A 16,684-nucleotide genomic window follows, 5' to 3' on the forward strand; every position below is an offset into this window, starting at 1 on the left:
GGCGCAGCTTACAAAAAGCTGCGCCTTTTTTGGAGTCCGAATCAGACCTCGAATTCGTAAAAACGGTCCGGCTGCAAGGTGGTAAAGATCACCTGCACCAATGTATAACCCAATTCAAAAGCGGTATCCCGCAGAATTGCTGCAACCTCTTCCCGTACCTCGTCCGCCCGGTCAAACCAGGATACTTCAATGATGGGGAATCCGGCAGTTTGCTGGCCACCCGCATAGAAGGTGGTGGGAACAAGCTCGAAAATCAGCCAGTCTTCCGGGCAGCCGATGGCGATGGAAAGCTTCTGGCTCAAAACAGGGGTAACGGTCTTCATCTGCTGGTCGGTAAAACCTTTCACGGTGATCTGCGGCATAATAGATTGCTCCTTTACTCGTTTTTTCCTATTTTATCATACCGAAGCCGACTCCGTACAGCGCTGGTTTTCTTTTGCTCGGAAAAAACGTCGGGTTTCCCGGAACACCTGCGGCGAAAGCCAGAGCACTGCCAGCAGATTCGGGGGCACCATCAGCCCATTGAAGGTGTCGCTGATCTGCCAAACGAGGTCCAAACGGGCTACGCAACCGATCACAATACAGGTCAGATACAGCAGCTTATAGGGCACAAGTGCCTTCGGACCGAACAGATATTCCACCGCTCGCTCGCCGTAGTAGCTCCAGCCCAGCAGGGTAGAGAAGGCAAATAGCATCAGGCTGACTGCGATCAGCGCCCCACCGCCCGAACCGAAAACCGAGCGAAAGGCATCGGCAGTGAGTGCGGCCCCGTTGGGCAGAGAGGAAAAAGCCTCTGTTCCAAGGGCGGTGGAGTAGCGGACGGGATCGTATACGCCGGAGCAAAGGATAGCCAATGCGGTGAGGGTGCACATGAGCAGTGTATCCACTGCCACCTCAAAAATGCCCCACATTCCCTGAATAACCGGCGGATTCCCGGCGGCAGAATTGGCCATAACCGATGAGCCCAGCCCAGCCTCATTGCTGCTCACTCCGCGGGCAACACCCACGCGCAGAGCCTGCTTCATGCCATAGCCGGCCAGTCCGCCCAGTCCGGCTTGAAGGTTGAAGGCCTGCTGCAGAATGCTGTGCAGCACTTCCGGTACGCTTTGCCAGTTTGCCAAAATCACGCACACGGCTGCCGACGTATACCCAATGGCCATGAAAGGGACCAGCCGTTCGGTGATTCGCCCCATGCGCTGGATGCCGCCCAGCATGGCAAAGCCCACTGCCCCTGCCACGGCCAGACCGGTAAGCAGCGGGGGAACGCCAAAGGCATCCTGCAGGCCGGTGGCAATGGAATTTGCCTGGGCCATATCGCCCATTCCCAGAGACCCTAAAATGCAGAAAAACGAGAACAGAAGTGCCAGCCACCGGCAGCCAAGACCCTGTTCAATATAAAACATTGCTCCTCCAATTGGCTCCCCCTTGGAATTTCTGCCCCGGTACAGGCCGGCCAGCAGGTTTTCCGCGTAGCCGGTCATGGTACCGAAAAAAGCAGAAATCCACATCCAGAATACCGCACCGGGTCCGCCAGCCGCGATGGCTGTGGCTACACCGGCAATGTTGCCGGTACCCAGCGTGGCAGCCAATGCAGTGCAGGCAGATTGAAACCCGGTAATGCTGCTTTTCCGCTTACAGAGCGGACCACTCTTGCTGCGGAACGTGGAACCAAGAGTGCTGAACCACCACAGCCGGATATGGCGCAGCTGAAAAAAGCCGGTTCCGAAACTGAACATGAGCCCGGAAACAGCCAGCAGGGTCAGGGTAGCCGGGCCCCAGGCAAACCGGTTCAGCAGGGTGTTGCACCAACGCAGCCAATCGGAAAAATATCCTGTGAGAAGATTCCCCATACAGCGCTCCTTTTTGCAGATTTTGCCACAATATATGCGCGACTTTGGGCAAAGAAGAACCCAAAACCGGCAAAAAGGCGGCGGGTGGATTGTAGCGGCGGCATTTTGGTGGTATAATAGATAAAATTGTGTTTAAGGATGGTGCAGTTGTGGCACGATATGACGCAGTATTGTTTGACGTGGATGGAACTTTGATCCATTCCAGTCCGGGAATTCTGGCAACAATGGAATACACCTTCCGGCAGATGGGCATCGACCCGGCCGGTGTTGATTTGACCCGCTATCTCGGCCCGCCTCTGCGGCGCAGTTTCGGGGAGCATTTCTCCGATGAGGCCATGGTGGAAAAAATGGTGGATATCTACCGCACCCGCTATGCAGAGGACGGCTGCCACCGCTGCCAGGTATTCGATGGGGTACGCCCGATGCTGGAACAGCTGAGAAGAGCCGGCATCCGGCTGTACACCGCCACATCCAAGCCCACGGTGGTGGTCACGCCGATCCTGGAAGAACAGGGTCTGGCCCAATATTTCGATTTTATCGGCGGTGCCAGCGAGGATAAAAGCGTGGATACCAAAACCGCAGTGATGCGCCTGGTGCTTGCCCGGCCGGAGCTGCAGGGCGCCCGGGTGCTGATGGTGGGTGACCGAAGCGACGATATGAAGGGCGCTGCAGACTGTGGCGTTCCCGCGGCAGCAGTGATGTACGGCTACGGCAGCGAACAGGAGCTTGCTCCCTTTGCGCCGGTACTGATGGCGAAGGATTGCCAGCAGCTGGCCGATTACATATTAAATGATTGATCAAAAGACCTTGTGACCAAAAAGGAGGCAGACCCATGGCTAAGAAAAGAAGAAATTCTTCTAATCTCAGCTTAACCCCCAAGCAGAAGCAGGCAGCTCTTGTGCTGGCCATTTGCGCACTGGTGCTGATTGTGACCATTGTGGCGGTGGTGATCATCGTGAACACCTCCCACAAATCGAAGGACTCTTCCAGTGGTTCTACCAGCTCTTCTCAGGCTGTGCTGGATTCCGGCTTTGATGCCACCGCCTACGGCGATACCGTTTTGGCTGAGACCGATGACGCAGGCCAGTCCTACATCGACGAAACCATCTTTGTGGGCGATTCCAACACCTACCGTTACTACCAGAACGGCCTTTTGTCGCTGGATCAGGTGATGGCTGTGGAGGGCCTGGGTATCCAGCAGCTCACTACCGACAAGTCCATCTACTTCAAGAACGATAGCACCGCCTATTCCATTCCCGAGGCGCTGGCAAAAATGAAGCCCCGCCGCATCATCGTGATGATGGGAACCAACAATGCAGACGGCAGCATGAGCGCTGACAGCTTTGCCAGCAGCTACGAATCGGCGTTGAACGAGATTGTCACAGCTTATCCCTACTGCGACGTGATCGTGGCCGCGGTTCCGCCCATCTCTCAGGACCACAGCAGTTACCCCAACATGAGCCAGGAGACTATCAATGAGTTCAATCTGGCTCTGGTGAAGATGTGCCAGAAGAACGGCTATAAGTTCTTGAACATCTCCGAGCTGCTGATGGATGAGAGCGGCTACGGTCAGGACCGGTACTATCAGCAGGGCGATATTCATCTGAAGAAGGATGCTCTCAACGGCATTTTGGACTACGCCCGCACTCATGCCTGGACCGATACTGAAGATCGCCGCCCCGATACGGATAACATTCCCACCCGGGTGCGCAATGGCGGTACCTCCGGTTCCAGCCAGGCAACCGCAACCCCCGATCCGAATGAGACCTTTACCGCCCAGTACAACGTGGACAAAAACGTTGGCGGCACCCTCACCAGCGGGGATATTTCCGGCAAGACCACTCTGAAATTTGAAGATCTGACCAAGAACGACAGTGTTACCGTGAAGGCGGTTGCTGCTGACGGTTACGAGTTTGTAAAGTGGAGCGACGGCAATACCAGCCCCACCCGAACCGACAAGAACTTCAAGCAGAATGTGAATGTAACCGCTATGTTCAGTGCCAAGCTGAGCATCTCCTTCCAGGAAGGCAGCTCTGCTACCATCAAGGAAGGTGAAAGCTACACCCTGCACATCAATGCGGTTGGCGGCGATGTGACCGATGACAACGTGCAGTGGACCGTGAACGGTGAGAAGGTCAAGACCGGTTACAGCTACGGCCAGAGCAGCTGGGCGGCCGGCACCTATGACATTACCGCTTCCATCAATGTGAACGGCAAGCTTTCTTCCGCAAGCTTCAAGCTGGTGGTAGAGGCTGCGCCCACTCCGACGCCTACTGCAGCCCCCACCCCGGCACCTACTGCTGCGCCCACTCCGGCACCGACTGCTTCTCCGGCACCGACCGCTTCTCCGGCGCCGACCGCTTCTCCGGCGCCGACTGCTTCTCCGGCACCTATTGATCCGCCCGCCCCCACTGATCCGCCGGCATCTACAGAATCGCCGGAGGGCTCTTCCGAAGCTACGGCACCTAACGAGGGGTAACCCGACTTCCATTCCGGCATCACAGTTGCCGGTTAATATGATCAAAGGACCCGCTCTGCCCGGCAGGGCGGGTCCTTTCTATGAAAAACAAAACGAAAGGACGCTCTGTTATGAAACTGACTGTATTGGGCTGCGGCCGCTGGGGCACCTTCCTGGCCTGCTATCACAGCGCACGCAATGAGGTGATGCTTTGGGGCCGCCCCGGCTCCCGGGCAATGGCACAGCTGAAGGCCGAGCGCAAAAACTCCTATATTGAACTGCCGGAACAGCTGCAGCTTACCGAAGATCTGGCTGGTGCACTGGAATTTGCTGAGGCAGTGATTATCTCCATCAGCGCTCAGCAGCTGCGGGATCTGGTCAAGAAGATTCAGGCGCTGCCGGTAGCCGGTAAAACCTTTATCCTTTGCATGAAGGGCATCGAGGTGGAAAGCGGCAAACGTCTGACTCAGGTGTTCCGGGAAGAGGTGACGCAGCCGGTTCGTCTGGCTGTGTGGGTTGGCCCTGGCCATGTGCAGGACTTCTCCGCCGGTATTCCCAACTGCATGGTGGTGGATTCGGATGAGCCGGAAACCACCGACTATGTGGTGGAAAATCTGAGCAGCGATCTGATCCGCCTGTACAAGGGTCGGGATCTGATTGGCACCGAGGTGGGCGCTGCGGCCAAAAACGTGATTGGCATCGCAGCCGGTATGCTGGATGGCATTGGTTACTCCAGCCTGAAAGGCGCTCTTATGGCCCGCGGCGCACGGGAGATTGCCCGCCTGATCCGCGCCATGGGCGGCAACGAGCTGTCCGCCTATGGCCTGTGCCATCTGGGCGACTACGAGGCCACCTTGTTTTCCGCCCACAGCCACAACCGCCAGTTTGGCGAAAGCTTTGTGAAGGGCGAGCATTTTGATCATCTGGCTGAAGGTGCGCCTACCGTAAAGGCCTTGGTGAAACTGGGGGAGGAGTATGGCGTAGACCTGCCCATCTGCAAGACCATCTACAGCATGCTGTATGAGGGCTGCAGCGCCAAAGAAGCGCTGCCTCGTTTGTTCCAGCGTACCGTAAAAGGCGAGTTCGACTACTGAGTTCCGTGCTCTGCACAGTCCCCGTATTTGCCGCATACAATGGCAAAAAAGGGGAGGTGCTTTATAGCATGGCCAGTTGTTTTGACATCAGCATCATCGACGCCTGGAATACCGGTGACGAAAACGTGACCAACGGCAGTGTGGACAATTACGATTTTGACTGGGGAAGCGGCAATTCGCCGGAAGAGAATCCCCCTTGCGGCTGCCGCAGGACCTGTTGTACCTGTCAAACGGAGAAACAACCGCCGGTAAACGAGTGCACGTGTGAGGCAGAGGAAGAGGCTGCCGAAGACGAAGAGGACTATCCGGTGGTTCAGCTGTAACAGAATGGTTCCAAAAGGGCAGAGCTTGGCTCTGCCCTTTTGGTGTGTATTGCTTGACGAAGCGGTTAGAATAAGGGATAATAAAAGGAACGATACATCGGCAGCCCGCCAAACCCCAGGCAGGGCAGCTGGCCGAATTTTATAAAGGGAGAAAAACGACCCATGGCACATTATTATTGTTTGTTATTGGATATGGACGGCACACTGCTGGATTTTGAGGCAGCGGAGCATAAGGCAATCCAGGAGACGCTGGAACACTTTGAGCTGCCCAGTGATCATGAGACGGAGATGCTCTATGTGGAGATCAACAAGGAGCTCTGGGCGGCTCTGGAAAAGGGCCAGATCAAGCGGGACAAGCTGGTGGTGGAGCGGTTTGCACGCCTTTTGAAGAAGCTGGAGCGAAAAGGTTCGGCCGCCGAGATGAGCGCTTATTATCTGGACCGGCTAGGCAGCCATCCGGATCTGATTCCCGGCGCTCTGGAGGCTGTGCGCGAGCTCTCTGAGGTGGCGACTCTGGCCATTGCCTCCAATGGCGTGGCAAAAGTACAGGCCAGCCGCCTGCGGGATTCCGGCCTGGAGCCCTATATAGATGAGGTATTCGTCTCCGAAAAGATGGGCGTGGAAAAGCCGAATCGCCGCTTCTTCGAACAGGCCATCCGCACCTTGGGCATTGAACATCGGGACCGGGTCCTGGTGGTGGGTGATAGCCTGAGCGCGGACATCAAGGGAGGCCAGAACGCCGGGCTTGCCACCTGCTGGTGCAATTTCCACCAGCAGCCCGAACCGGAGGAGGGCAATAAGCCCACCCATATCATTCACAATTGGCAGGAGCTGTATTCCATTGTGATGGAGGAGGATGAGCTGCAAAATGTCGGACTTAAAAACCGAAAGCATCAGTTTTAAATCCAGCAACGGCAAGGACACCATCGCCGGATACTTTTACACCATGCCGGATGTTACGCCCAAGGCAATCCTGCAGATCAGCCACGGTATGTGCGAACACATTGAGCGCTACCGGGAATTTGCAGAGTTTATGGCCCGGCATGGCTTTGTGGTATGCGGCAACGACCACCTGGGTCACGGAAAGACCAGCGGGAAAGAGGGCATCGACGGATATTTTGGCGAGAAGGATGGGCGCTTTTATGTGCTGCGGGACCTGCATACCATGAATCTGCTGGCCCGTAAGAAATATCCGGACCTGCCTTTGATTCTTTTAGGCCACAGCATGGGCAGCTTTTTTGCCCGCTGGTTTGCTGCCGAATACCCGGATGGAATGGACGCACTGATCATCAGCGGAACCGGCGGCCCCAACCCGCTTGTAAATGTAGGAATCCGGCTCAGCAGCTGGATTTCTTCTGTGAAGGGTTCTTCCTTTACATCAAAACTGGTGAACAAACTGGCCTTTGGAACCTATCTGAAAAAGGTGCCGAATCCCCGCACCCCCTATGACTGGATCAGCCGGGACGAACAGATTGTGGACCGCTACAGCGCGGACCCCAAATGCACCTTCATCTTCACTGTAAGTGCTTTTCATGAGCTGTTTTCTACCCTCAAGCAGGTGATCAGCCTGCAATGGGCGCAGAAAATCCGCCGGGATCTGCCCATCTGGCTTTTCTCCGGTGATATGGACCCGGTGGGCGATTACGGCAAAGGCGTGAAAAAAGTGGCGGAAATGCTGCGTCAGTCTGGTGTAAAGGATGTTCGCCTTACACTGTATCCGGGCGGCCGTCACGAGATGCTAAACGAAACGAATCGTCAGCAGGTCTATCAGGATCTGCTGGCCTGGGCGGAAAAGAGCCTGGAGCGTAAGGAATAAAGAAGAGTAATAAGGAATCATATGCTCATATCATTACAGAATTTAGGAAAAAGCTTTGGCGACACTGTGGTCCTGCATGATATCAACGCCACGGTGGAAAAGGGTGAGCGCATTGGTATCGTGGGTGAAAATGGTGCCGGCAAAACCACCCTGCTCAAGGTACTCTGTGGTGAGTACCAGCCCGATGAGGGTGAATACCAGATCAGCCGCGGGGTAACCCTGGGCTATCTGGAACAGAACAGCAAGTTGGACCCTACCCTGGATGTGTATGGTGAGATGCGCAGTGCCTTTGCGCCGGTGCTCAGCGCCATGGAACAGATGCAGGTGCTGGAGAACAAGCTGGAAAAGAATCCCGGTGACGAGCAGCTGCTGGCAAAGCATGCGGAGCTTTCGGCAGTAATCGACGCAGCGGATGGTTACCACATGGACATCCAGATCAAGAAGGTACTCAGCGGCATGGCTTTCGGGCCGGAAACCTATACCAAGGGAGTGGCGGTGCTTTCCGGCGGCGAGCACACCCGGCTGCGCCTGGCCAAACTATTGCTGCAGCGGCCGGATCTTCTGATCCTGGACGAGCCCACCAACCATTTGGATTTCGCCACAATGGAATGGCTGGAAGAATACCTAAAGAGCTATTCCGGTGCGGTGTTGGTCGTCAGCCATGACCGTTATTTCCTGGACTCGGTCTGCACCCGGATCTGGGAGGTGGAGGATCACCAGCTCACCAGCTACAAGGGGAACTATTCCGCTTACCTGCCCCAAAAGGAGGCAGCGGTGGCACTGCAGCAAAAGCAGCACGACGCGGATGTGGCCAAAGCCCAGAAACTGGAGGATTATATCGCCCGAAATATTGTGCGTGCCTCCACCACTAAAATGGCCCAGAGCCGCCGCAAGCAGCTGGAGAAAATGGAGATCACCGAAAAGCCTCACAGCGGGCCCCAGCAGCTGAACTTCAAGTTTGAGTTTGATGTCACACCTTATAAAGAACTGCTTACCATCAAGAACCTGAGTGTGAAAATCGGCGAACGGGTGTTGCTGCATCCCTTTGATCTGCAGGTGCTGCGTGGGGAGCGGCTGGTAATCGCCGGTCCCAACGGCGCGGGTAAATCTACCCTGATGCAGGTGCTGGACGGCAAACGCAAGCCCTCCGGCGGCATGGTGCGGCTGGGTGCGGGCGCAAAGGCAAGTATCTTCGAGCAGCAGCAGATGCGCCGGGGCGGCCGTGTGATCGATGCTATTTGGGACAAATGGCCCCGCTTCACCGAGCTGGAGGTGCGTAATCATCTGGCCCGCTTTGGGTTCCGGGGCGAAGAGGTGTTCAAAAGCTGCAGCGCTCTGTCCGGCGGTGAGCTGGCCCGGCTGCGCTTTGCGGAGATTGTTCTGGAGCGGCCCAATCTGCTGTTCCTGGACGAGCCCACCAACCATCTGGACATCTACACCCGCGAAAGCCTGACCCAGGCGCTGATGGCTTATGAGGGCACATTGCTGCTCATCACCCATGACCGCTATCTGATGAACAGCCTGGAATGCCCCATCCTGTATGTGGAGGACGGAAACGCGACCCTTTACCCCAGCTATGAGCGGATGATGCACCGGGAAGACCCGGCCGCAGCTGCTCCCAAGGAGGAAAAGGAGAAGGCGTCCGCGGGCAAAGCTGCCTATGGTAAGGAACAGCGCCGGCGCAAGGCGGAGCTTCGTACCCGCATCAAGGCGGTGGAGGACGAGATCGAAGCTCTGGGCGCCCACATTGTGGAGCTGGAAAACGAGATCGCCAGCCCGGAAGTGCTGCGGGACCATGTACTGTTGCGAGATAAATGCGACGAGCTGGAAGACAGCCGCTTCCATCAGCAGGAACTGTTCGACGAATGGGAAAAACTTCTGGAGGAACAGGAGCAGTACGAACAGGCGGAGTAACCCTTCTGTTTGCAGAACACTTATAACAAAAAATGCTCACGGCGGATACGCCGTGAGCATTTTTTATTGCATCTTTTAATGAAAAGTGGGCTCAGTCTGCCTGCTCCTGTCCGTGAATTTCCCGACCGGGAGGGAAGATCAGTCGGATACAAGTTCCCTTACCGGGGGCGCTTTCCAGTTCGATGCGGGCATTGTGGTAAGCCGCGCTGTGCTTTACAATGGAAAGTCCCAAACCGGTGCCGCCAATGGCCTTGGAATGGCTCTTATCCACGCGGTAGAACCGTTCAAATACGCGCTCGTGGTCTTCGGTGGGAATACCGATACCGTCATCCTTTACGGTAAGTGTTGGGCCGTCCGGGGTGTGCTTTACGCTGACCCACACATGGCCGCCGGGCTTATTGTATTTGATGGCGTTGTCACACAGGTTGAACAGCATCTCATCCAGCACCGGCAGCACACCCTCGATTACCACTGGTTCACCCTCCACCTGCAGCGTAACCTGCTGTTTGGCAGCAGGATTTTCCAGCTGGATACGGGTGTTCTGCGCCAACTCCAGCAGGTCCACCGGAGCGGCGGTGTAGGGGATGGAGTTTTCGTCCAGCTGGGACAGCTTGATGATATCGCCTACCAGATGGATCAGCCGCTGAGATTCATCATAGATTTTCCCGGCGAAATGAGGTACGTCGTTTGGATCAATCAGGCCGCTTTTCATGATTTCCGCAATACCGGAAATGGAGGTCAGGGGTGTTTTCAGCTCGTGGGAAACGTTGGCGCTGAACTCCCGGCGAAGCGTCTCGCGTTCCTGCTTTTCGGTCACATCCAGCAGTACAATTACCGTACCGGTAAGCTGGTCCTGCTGGTAGACCGGGTTGGCAAACAGCTGACACATCCGGCCGAACAGAGGAATCAGTGTTTCAGTGTGCTGACCCTCCAGAGCATCCCGAATGGCGCTGTTCAGCTCTTCAATAGGGCTATGGGTCATATCCCGGCCCATCAGAGGTGCTTCTGCATGAAGCAGCTGCCCAGCGCTGGTGTTATGGGAAAGCACCGTACCGGTGCGGTCCAGCACCAGAAACCCCTCTTTCATATTTTCAGTAATGGAGGCGAAGCGCTCCTGCTGTTCGCCCAGCTCCATCAGCTGTGCCTTGATCTGCCGGTTCTGATGGTTCAACCGCCGCAGAAGAGGAGTGAGTTCCTCGTAGTCCTCCGGTACCTGAGGGTGCTCCAGATCAATTTCGTTCAACGGGCGGGTCAGCCGGTGAGATACCTTGTAGGAGATCACTGCCGAAAGCACCGCGCCGAAGGTCAGAATCAAAAGGATGGGCTGGATCAGCAGCAGGAAAATGCCCATGCTGGAATAATGGGTACAGGCAATGCGCAGCACATCACCGCTGGGCAGCAACAGTGCCCGATAGAGTGTCTTTTCCTGCAGAGTGGTGGAATAACGCACGCTTTCGCCGCTGCCGGTCACAAGCGCCTGCTTTACCTCTTCCCGGTCTGCGTGATTTTCCAGCGTGGAAGCGTCCAGGGAACTGTCATACAAAACCGTACCGTCGGCGTCGATCAAGGTGATCCGACTGCTTCCCGGGTCGATGGTGGAAAGGAAATCTTCCCCATATTGGGATACCCCGCGGGAAAGATATCCCAGTTCAGTGGTAAGCTCAGTGGCCAACTGCTGCTCAAAATAGGGCATCAGAATGGCGATCAGGATGATCATGCCCACCAGAAGGGTGGAGAGGGTAACAGTAAGGATGGCGCTGAAAAGCCGTTTTGTCATACGCCATTCTCCCGAATCCGATATCCGGTCCCGCGCACGGTCTCAATATAGCTGCCGCATTCGCCCAGCTTCTGGCGCAGAGTCCGGATATGTACGTCCACTGTGCGGCTTTCCGCCTCGAAGGTGTAGCCCCAGATCTGATTGAGCAGCTTTTCCCGGGTGAATACAATGCCGGGCTGCTGCATCAGAACGCTGAGCAGTTCAAACTCCTTGTGAGTCAGCGAGATTTCTTCTTTGTTCACAAGCACCTGATGGCGGGCAGGGAAGAGCTGAATTTCACCCACTTGATACTCGTCCGGAGCGGTCTGAGGCTTGGCACGGCGCAGCAGAGCGTTCACCCGGGCCACCAGCTCCATCATGCCGAAAGGCTTCGGAATATAGTCGTCGGCACCGCTGTCCAGGCCGGTCACCCGGTCGTACTCACTGCCCTTGGCCGTGAGCATAATCACCGGCAGTTGGCTTGTGGTGGAGTTGGCTCGCAGACGCTTCAGAATATGAATGCCGTCCTCTTCCGGCAGCATGATATCCAGCAACAGCAGATCCGGCATCTGTTTTTCCATCTCGGCCCAGAACAGCGAGGGCAGGTCAAAGCCTTTCGCTTCGTAGCCGGAACGATTCAGGGTATAGGTAACCAGCTCTCGGATGCTGTTGTCGTCTTCCAGAATATAAATCATAGGTTTCAAGGCCTCCTCAAAATCGTTGCTCATTTTAAGTATAAAACATCTGAAAGCGCTTTTCACTAGTTCAATGTAAAAACTACGTAAAAACGGAGGGGCGTTTTGCCCCTCCGCTCATAAGATGATACAGCTTTGTCAGTTGGTAATGTTCAGGCAGCTCAGGAAGGTGCTTTCCTTGAAGGACTGGAAGTTGAACAGCAGCAGCACCTCATCGTAGCCTTCCTGCTGGGCAAAGTCCGCCACACTCAGGCCAAAACCGCGGGGGTCAATGACGCCGATGCGGGCATAATTTGCGGTCAGATAGGGAATGAAGCTGTTGGCATAGCTGTCCTTCACCACCAGAATGCTGCCTTCACCGTCGCCTTCAATGGTGGAGTAGCCGTTGTTGCCATACAGGAACATGGCATACTTATCGCCTGTCTCCAGCTTGGACTTATCATACATGGTGGCGGTGAAATTTTCGGTCAGCTCAAAGGTAGGAGAAACATTCCATACGGTCATGGCATTGGGCAGGTCCAGATACGCGATGGTATCCGGCTTGCTCTTCCAGTACAGCGCCTTGGAATAGGTGGTGCCATAGAAGCCGGGCACGGTGGTGTAGTCGTTCTCGCTTACCTCCATGGGGGTCAGACCACGCATCTGGCAGAACTGCTGATAGGCAAGATAGGCGCCGTAGCTGGTCCAGTGATGGTCGGTGTCGTAATACAGCTGCACATCGTCCTTGGCCGCGGTAAAAGGCTCCCGCAGATCAAGACTGTTGGCCTCACCCACGGTGGAGAAGATTGTATCCAAGCGGGCGTTTTCGTCCAGCATGGGGGTGTTGGCAGGCAGCTCCTCAGCGTTGATTACACTGGAGGAAGGAGCCAGCAGGAACGTGACCTGACCGGGGAATTTTTCGATGAACTGCTGCACCAGCGTGGTGTTCTTCTGTAACAGCTTTTCCTCGGTGGGAGTCAGGGCGAACATCTTGGTGAACAGCGCATCATTTTTGCCGATCATCGCGCCGCCGATCTCTTCCTTCCGGAACAGCAGGCTTTCGCACAGGCTCTGAGCCTTCAGCCAGCTGTCGCGCCCGATCACCTGATCCTTGGTGTACTCGCCGTATTTGGCGGTCCACTCGTTTTTTACCAGACTGGAGAAGCTGAACTTCGGAAACTGAGCCAGATCCCGACGCTCCAGATCGGATTCAGCGCGCTTGGGCCAGAGCCCGTCAGCAATCATAAAGCAGAAAATAAACAGGAAAAACAGCACCAGAAGGGGATACTGCTTCAGCTCTTTCAATTTTTCTTTCATGCGATCCCCTCCCTTAGAAACGGAAATACAGGAACGGGCTGTTGGTGGATGCCACAATGTAGGCGATGCACATCAGCAGCAGGGCGAACACCACGATGATCTTGAGCACCGTGTGCTTTTTCAGCCAGTCGTAGATACGCAGGGGCACCGGAGTGCAGCAGATAATCGCCACCACCAGCAGTACACCGTAGTTGCGCAGGAAGTACAGGCAGGAAACGCCGCCGGAGGGAATGAACAGCTTCTGCATCAACAGAGCCAGACCCACGCCGTCCTCGTTGCCCACAAACAGCGCCCAGCCCACGGCTACCAGCAGCAGGGTGTAGATGTGAGGCCAGATACGGGCGGTCTGTAGCTTTTTGAGCAGGAAGATTTTCTCAATGGCAAGCAGAATGAAGTAGTAGATGCCCCAGAAGATGAAGTTCCAGTCGGCACCATGCCAGATGCCGGTCAGGGTCCAGACCACGAACATGTTGAAGATCTGGCGCTTCAGGCCCCGGCGGTTGCCGCCCAGGGGAATGTACACATATTCCCGGAACCAGCCGGACAGCGTCATATGCCAGCGCCGCCAGAAATCAGTGATGCTGCGGGCGATGTAGGGCATATTAAAGTTCATGGGGAAATCAAAGCCCAGCATCTTACCCATGCCGATGCCCATCAGCGAATAACCGGAAAAGTCAAAATACAGCTGCAGGGAATAGGCCAGCAGACCCAGCCAGACCAGCGGCGTGCTGGCGTTTGCCAGCCCAACACCAGCAGAGGTGAGAATATGCTGGTCGTTGTAGGTGCCGATAATGTCGTACCACAGCTTGCTTACGGTGTCCGCAATCAGGACCTTTTTTGCCAGGCCGAATACAAACAGGCAGATGCCTTCTTCAATCTGCTTGAGGCGGTAGCGGTCCTTGTACACGTGAAGCTGCGCAGCCACATCCCGGTATTTCACGATGGGACCGGCAATCAGCTGGGGGAACATAACCACATATGCGCCGAAATCGATGATGTTGTGCTCAGTCTTCACATCCCGACGGTATACGTCAATGGAGTAGCTCATGGTCTGGAAGGTATAGAAGCTGATGCCTAGGGGCAGCACGGTGGCTGCTTCCACCATGCCGATGGAAAGTCCCGTGATTGCATTGATGGTGCTGATGATGAAGTTGGTGTATTTGAAAAACACCAACATGGACAGGCTGCCCACAATGGAAATGATCAAAAAGACCCGGCGCATTTTGTCCGAATGATCGAACCGTTCAATGGCAAGGCCGGAGAAATAGTTGATGAGAATCAGCACGACCATCACCGGGAAGAACCGCACCTCACCCCAGGAATAGAACACCAGGCTGCAGATAAACAGAGCCAGGTTTTTCAGCTTGTAGGGGGCAATGTAATACAGTGCCAGTGTGATCGGCAAAAAGCGGAACAAAAACAGAATGGTACTGAACAGCAAGCTTGCGACACTCCTTTACAAAAAAGGCCGGTACCGCCGTCTGGTGATACCGACCAAAAGCATTGTCTTTGTGGGGAATTATTTCAGCGCTTCGTCCAGAGCGGTGTCGATGGCACTGTAATCCGCACCGTTGGTATTGGCAACCACCATTACAACGTAGTCGCCCTGCTGAACGATGCGAGCGTCCTTAGCGGCAGCTTCCTTGTCGGCAAATTCCGCATACAGGCCGCCGGTGGAAATACTGGTCTTGTAGGCCTCCATCTCGGTCTTGACCGCGTCGCCCTTGCCTTCCACAGCCTTCACGGCAACAATCAAAGCGCTGTCGGCCTGATCGTTGGAAACCTTACCGGCGTACTCTTCGATGTTGTCCTTGGTGAGCAGCATGTCCAGAGTGATGAAGTTGTCATCCACGTCGCGAGGATTGGCGATGGGGTTCGCGCTCTCCACGGCAGTAACGATGTCGTTCAGATTATATGCTTTGCTGCTTTCCTGGCCGCCACAGCCAACCAGCCCAAGAGCGAGAACAGCGGCAGACAGAGCAATCGCGATAAGTTTTTTCATTGATTCTTCTTCCTTTCCTGGAAAGTTATGTAATTGATTTTATACTATATTAAGTAGAATTGCAAGCTGTACCGGTAGCATTGACAGAAAATTTACACTTTATTCACCGGGGCCATGAGGGGATGCGCTTGACAGAAGCGCCCGGGCATTTTACAATCAAACTGGATTGTTATCGCCTCAAACAGGCACTATATTATAAGGAGAGTTTGAATTCATGCGTTCTTCGCAAAACAAAACAAGACAGATTGCGCTGTCCGGCCTTCTGTTCGCTTTGGCGATGGCGCTTTCCTTTGCGGAATCCGCCATTGCACCCATGCTGGGCCTTATGCCCGGCGTAAAGATCGGCCTGGCCAACATTGTGGTCATGTATGCGCTGTTTTTCATGGGGGCAAAGCAGGCATTGAGCCTGGCGCTGCTGAAGTCCTTTTTCGTTATGCTTACCCGTGGAGTGGTCGCCGGTTTTTTGTCACTGTGTGGGGGATTGCTGTCGCTGCTGGTCATGTGGGTGCTGTTCTGTTTGTTCGGCAAGCACATCACCTATTTTATTTTGTCCGTCTGCGGCGCTCTGGCTCACAACATCGGGCAGCTCATCGGTGCCAGCATCGTGCTCAGCAGCACGCTGGCGCTGACCTACGCCCCTGTGCTCATCGTTTCCGGTCTTGCCATGGGCATGGTGACCAGCTCCAGTCTGTCTGCTTTGCTGCCTGCGCTGGGCCGGATGGGCTTTAATATTAAGAAATTGTAATTTTTTCAAAATAATCTGAAAATAGTGCTTGACGAAACTATACTTTGATGCTATACTTTAGCTATAACAAAGAACGGTTCCTATTTACGAGCCGCTTCCGAGTCAATGAGCTGAAATTTAAAATATTGGAGGATGAATACTATGTCCAAGTTTGTTTGCACCGTATGTGGTTACATCGCCGAGGGCGCTGCTCCCGATTTCTGCCCCGTTTGCAAGGCTCCCAAGGATAAGTTCGTTGAGAAGACCGAGAACACCTACGTGACCGAGCACGTGGTTGGCATCGCCAAGGAGGGCGTTCCCGAGGAGATTATCGAGGGCCTGCGCATGAACTTCAACGGTGAGTGCAGCGAGGTTGGCATGTACTTGGCTATGAGCCGCGTTGCTGATCGTGAGGGCTACCCCGAGATCGCTGAGGCCTGGAAGCGCTACGCTTTCGAAGAGGCTGAGCATGCTGCCAAGTTCGCCGAGCTGCTGGGCGAGGTTCTGACCGACAGCACCCAGAAGAACCTGCAGATGCGTGTTGACGCCGAGTGCGGCGCTTGCTCCGGCAAGATGGACCTGGCCAAGAAGGCTAAGGAGCTGGGCCTGGATGCTATCCACGACACCGTTCACGAGATGGCTAAGGACGAGGCTCGTCACGGCCGCGGCATGCAGGGCCTGCTGAACCGTTACTTCAAGTAATTGGTTCCCGGTTACTGACTGAATACACAAAGGAGCGTGCAGCGTTTGCTGTAC

Annotated in this window: 16 protein-coding genes; 9 read left to right on the forward strand and 7 right to left on the reverse strand. The window is 55.1% G+C overall.

The window, feature by feature from the left end; genetic code table 11:
• Positions 1-41 precede the first annotated feature (41 nt).
• Complete coding sequence (locus tag PH256_RS04005) at positions 42-362, reverse strand: DUF1904 family protein (protein WP_270913089.1); 321 nt, start codon at positions 360-362, stop codon at positions 42-44.
• 36 nt (positions 363-398) lie between these two features.
• Positions 399-1,850, reverse strand: coding sequence for an alanine/glycine:cation symporter family protein (locus PH256_RS04010; protein WP_270913090.1), 1,452 nt, complete (start codon positions 1,848-1,850; stop codon positions 399-401).
• Between the two features lie 149 nt (positions 1,851-1,999).
• Between PH256_RS04010 and PH256_RS04015 the strand changes: the two genes are divergently transcribed.
• The 7 genes from PH256_RS04015 (at position 2,000) to PH256_RS04045 (ending at position 9,455) form a co-directional block, all read left to right on the forward strand.
• Positions 2,000-2,647 carry an HAD-IA family hydrolase gene (locus tag PH256_RS04015; protein WP_270913091.1) on the forward strand — a complete coding sequence of 216 codons (648 nt, stop codon included), beginning with the start codon at positions 2,000-2,002 and terminating at the stop codon, positions 2,645-2,647.
• A gap of 35 nt (positions 2,648-2,682) precedes the next feature.
• Positions 2,683-4,329: an SGNH/GDSL hydrolase family protein gene (locus PH256_RS04020; protein ID WP_270913092.1), complete on the forward strand. Its 1,647-nt coding sequence runs from the start codon at positions 2,683-2,685 to the stop codon at positions 4,327-4,329.
• A gap of 110 nt (positions 4,330-4,439) precedes the next feature.
• Positions 4,440-5,402 carry an NAD(P)H-dependent glycerol-3-phosphate dehydrogenase gene (locus PH256_RS04025; RefSeq protein ID WP_270913093.1) on the forward strand — a complete coding sequence of 321 codons (963 nt, stop codon included), beginning with the start codon at positions 4,440-4,442 and terminating at the stop codon, positions 5,400-5,402.
• A 68-nt stretch (positions 5,403-5,470) separates the two neighbouring features.
• A complete protein-coding gene (locus tag PH256_RS04030; RefSeq protein ID WP_087184397.1) occupies positions 5,471-5,725 on the forward strand; it encodes a hypothetical protein in 255 nt (84 codons plus the stop codon).
• A 162-nt stretch (positions 5,726-5,887) separates the two neighbouring features.
• Positions 5,888-6,628, forward strand: coding sequence for a YjjG family noncanonical pyrimidine nucleotidase (locus PH256_RS04035; RefSeq protein ID WP_270913094.1), 741 nt, complete (start codon positions 5,888-5,890; stop codon positions 6,626-6,628).
• Positions 6,594-7,541, forward strand: a complete 948-nt coding sequence (locus PH256_RS04040; protein WP_270913095.1) for an alpha/beta hydrolase — start codon at positions 6,594-6,596, stop codon at positions 7,539-7,541. Before PH256_RS04035 ends, PH256_RS04040 begins: the two co-directional genes overlap by 35 nt.
• Positions 7,542-7,562: 21 nt before the next feature.
• Entirely contained in the window at positions 7,563-9,455 is a 1,893-nt protein-coding gene (locus tag PH256_RS04045) for an ABC-F family ATP-binding cassette domain-containing protein (RefSeq protein ID WP_270913096.1), read from the forward strand.
• A 91-nt stretch (positions 9,456-9,546) separates the two neighbouring features.
• On the opposite strand, the gene PH256_RS04050 is transcribed toward PH256_RS04045, so the two are convergent.
• The 5 genes from PH256_RS04050 to PH256_RS04070 all read right to left on the reverse strand — a co-directional run bounded on the left by PH256_RS04050 (position 9,547) and on the right by PH256_RS04070 (position 15,204).
• On the reverse strand, positions 9,547-11,232 hold the full coding sequence (locus PH256_RS04050) for an ATP-binding protein (RefSeq protein ID WP_087184393.1): 1,686 nt from the start codon (positions 11,230-11,232) through the stop codon (positions 9,547-9,549).
• Positions 11,229-11,906 (reverse strand): winged helix-turn-helix domain-containing protein, encoded by a 678-nt coding sequence (locus PH256_RS04055; RefSeq protein ID WP_087184392.1) that lies wholly within the window; start codon positions 11,904-11,906, stop codon positions 11,229-11,231. The genes PH256_RS04050 and PH256_RS04055 overlap by 4 nt, the downstream gene beginning before the upstream one ends.
• Positions 11,907-12,044: 138 nt before the next feature.
• Positions 12,045-13,202 (reverse strand): DHHW family protein, encoded by a 1,158-nt coding sequence (locus PH256_RS04060; protein WP_270913097.1) that lies wholly within the window; start codon positions 13,200-13,202, stop codon positions 12,045-12,047.
• A 13-nt stretch (positions 13,203-13,215) separates the two neighbouring features.
• Positions 13,216-14,643, reverse strand: a complete 1,428-nt coding sequence (locus PH256_RS04065) for an MBOAT family O-acyltransferase (protein WP_270913098.1) — start codon at positions 14,641-14,643, stop codon at positions 13,216-13,218.
• Between the two features lie 78 nt (positions 14,644-14,721).
• On the reverse strand, positions 14,722-15,204 hold the full coding sequence (locus PH256_RS04070; RefSeq protein WP_058963039.1) for a DUF4358 domain-containing protein: 483 nt from the start codon (positions 15,202-15,204) through the stop codon (positions 14,722-14,724).
• 214 nt (positions 15,205-15,418) lie between these two features.
• On the opposite strand from PH256_RS04070, the gene PH256_RS04075 reads away from it, so the two are divergent.
• Entirely contained in the window at positions 15,419-15,949 is a 531-nt protein-coding gene (locus tag PH256_RS04075; RefSeq protein WP_270913099.1) for a Gx transporter family protein, read from the forward strand.
• A 141-nt stretch (positions 15,950-16,090) separates the two neighbouring features.
• Positions 16,091-16,630, forward strand: a complete 540-nt coding sequence (locus PH256_RS04080; RefSeq protein ID WP_058963037.1) for an NADH peroxidase — start codon at positions 16,091-16,093, stop codon at positions 16,628-16,630.
• Positions 16,631-16,684: the final 54 nt, after the last annotated feature.

The sequence above is a fragment of the Allofournierella sp. CML151 genome (assembly GCF_027853465.1).
Lineage (GTDB): Bacteria > Bacillota > Clostridia > Oscillospirales > Ruminococcaceae > Allofournierella.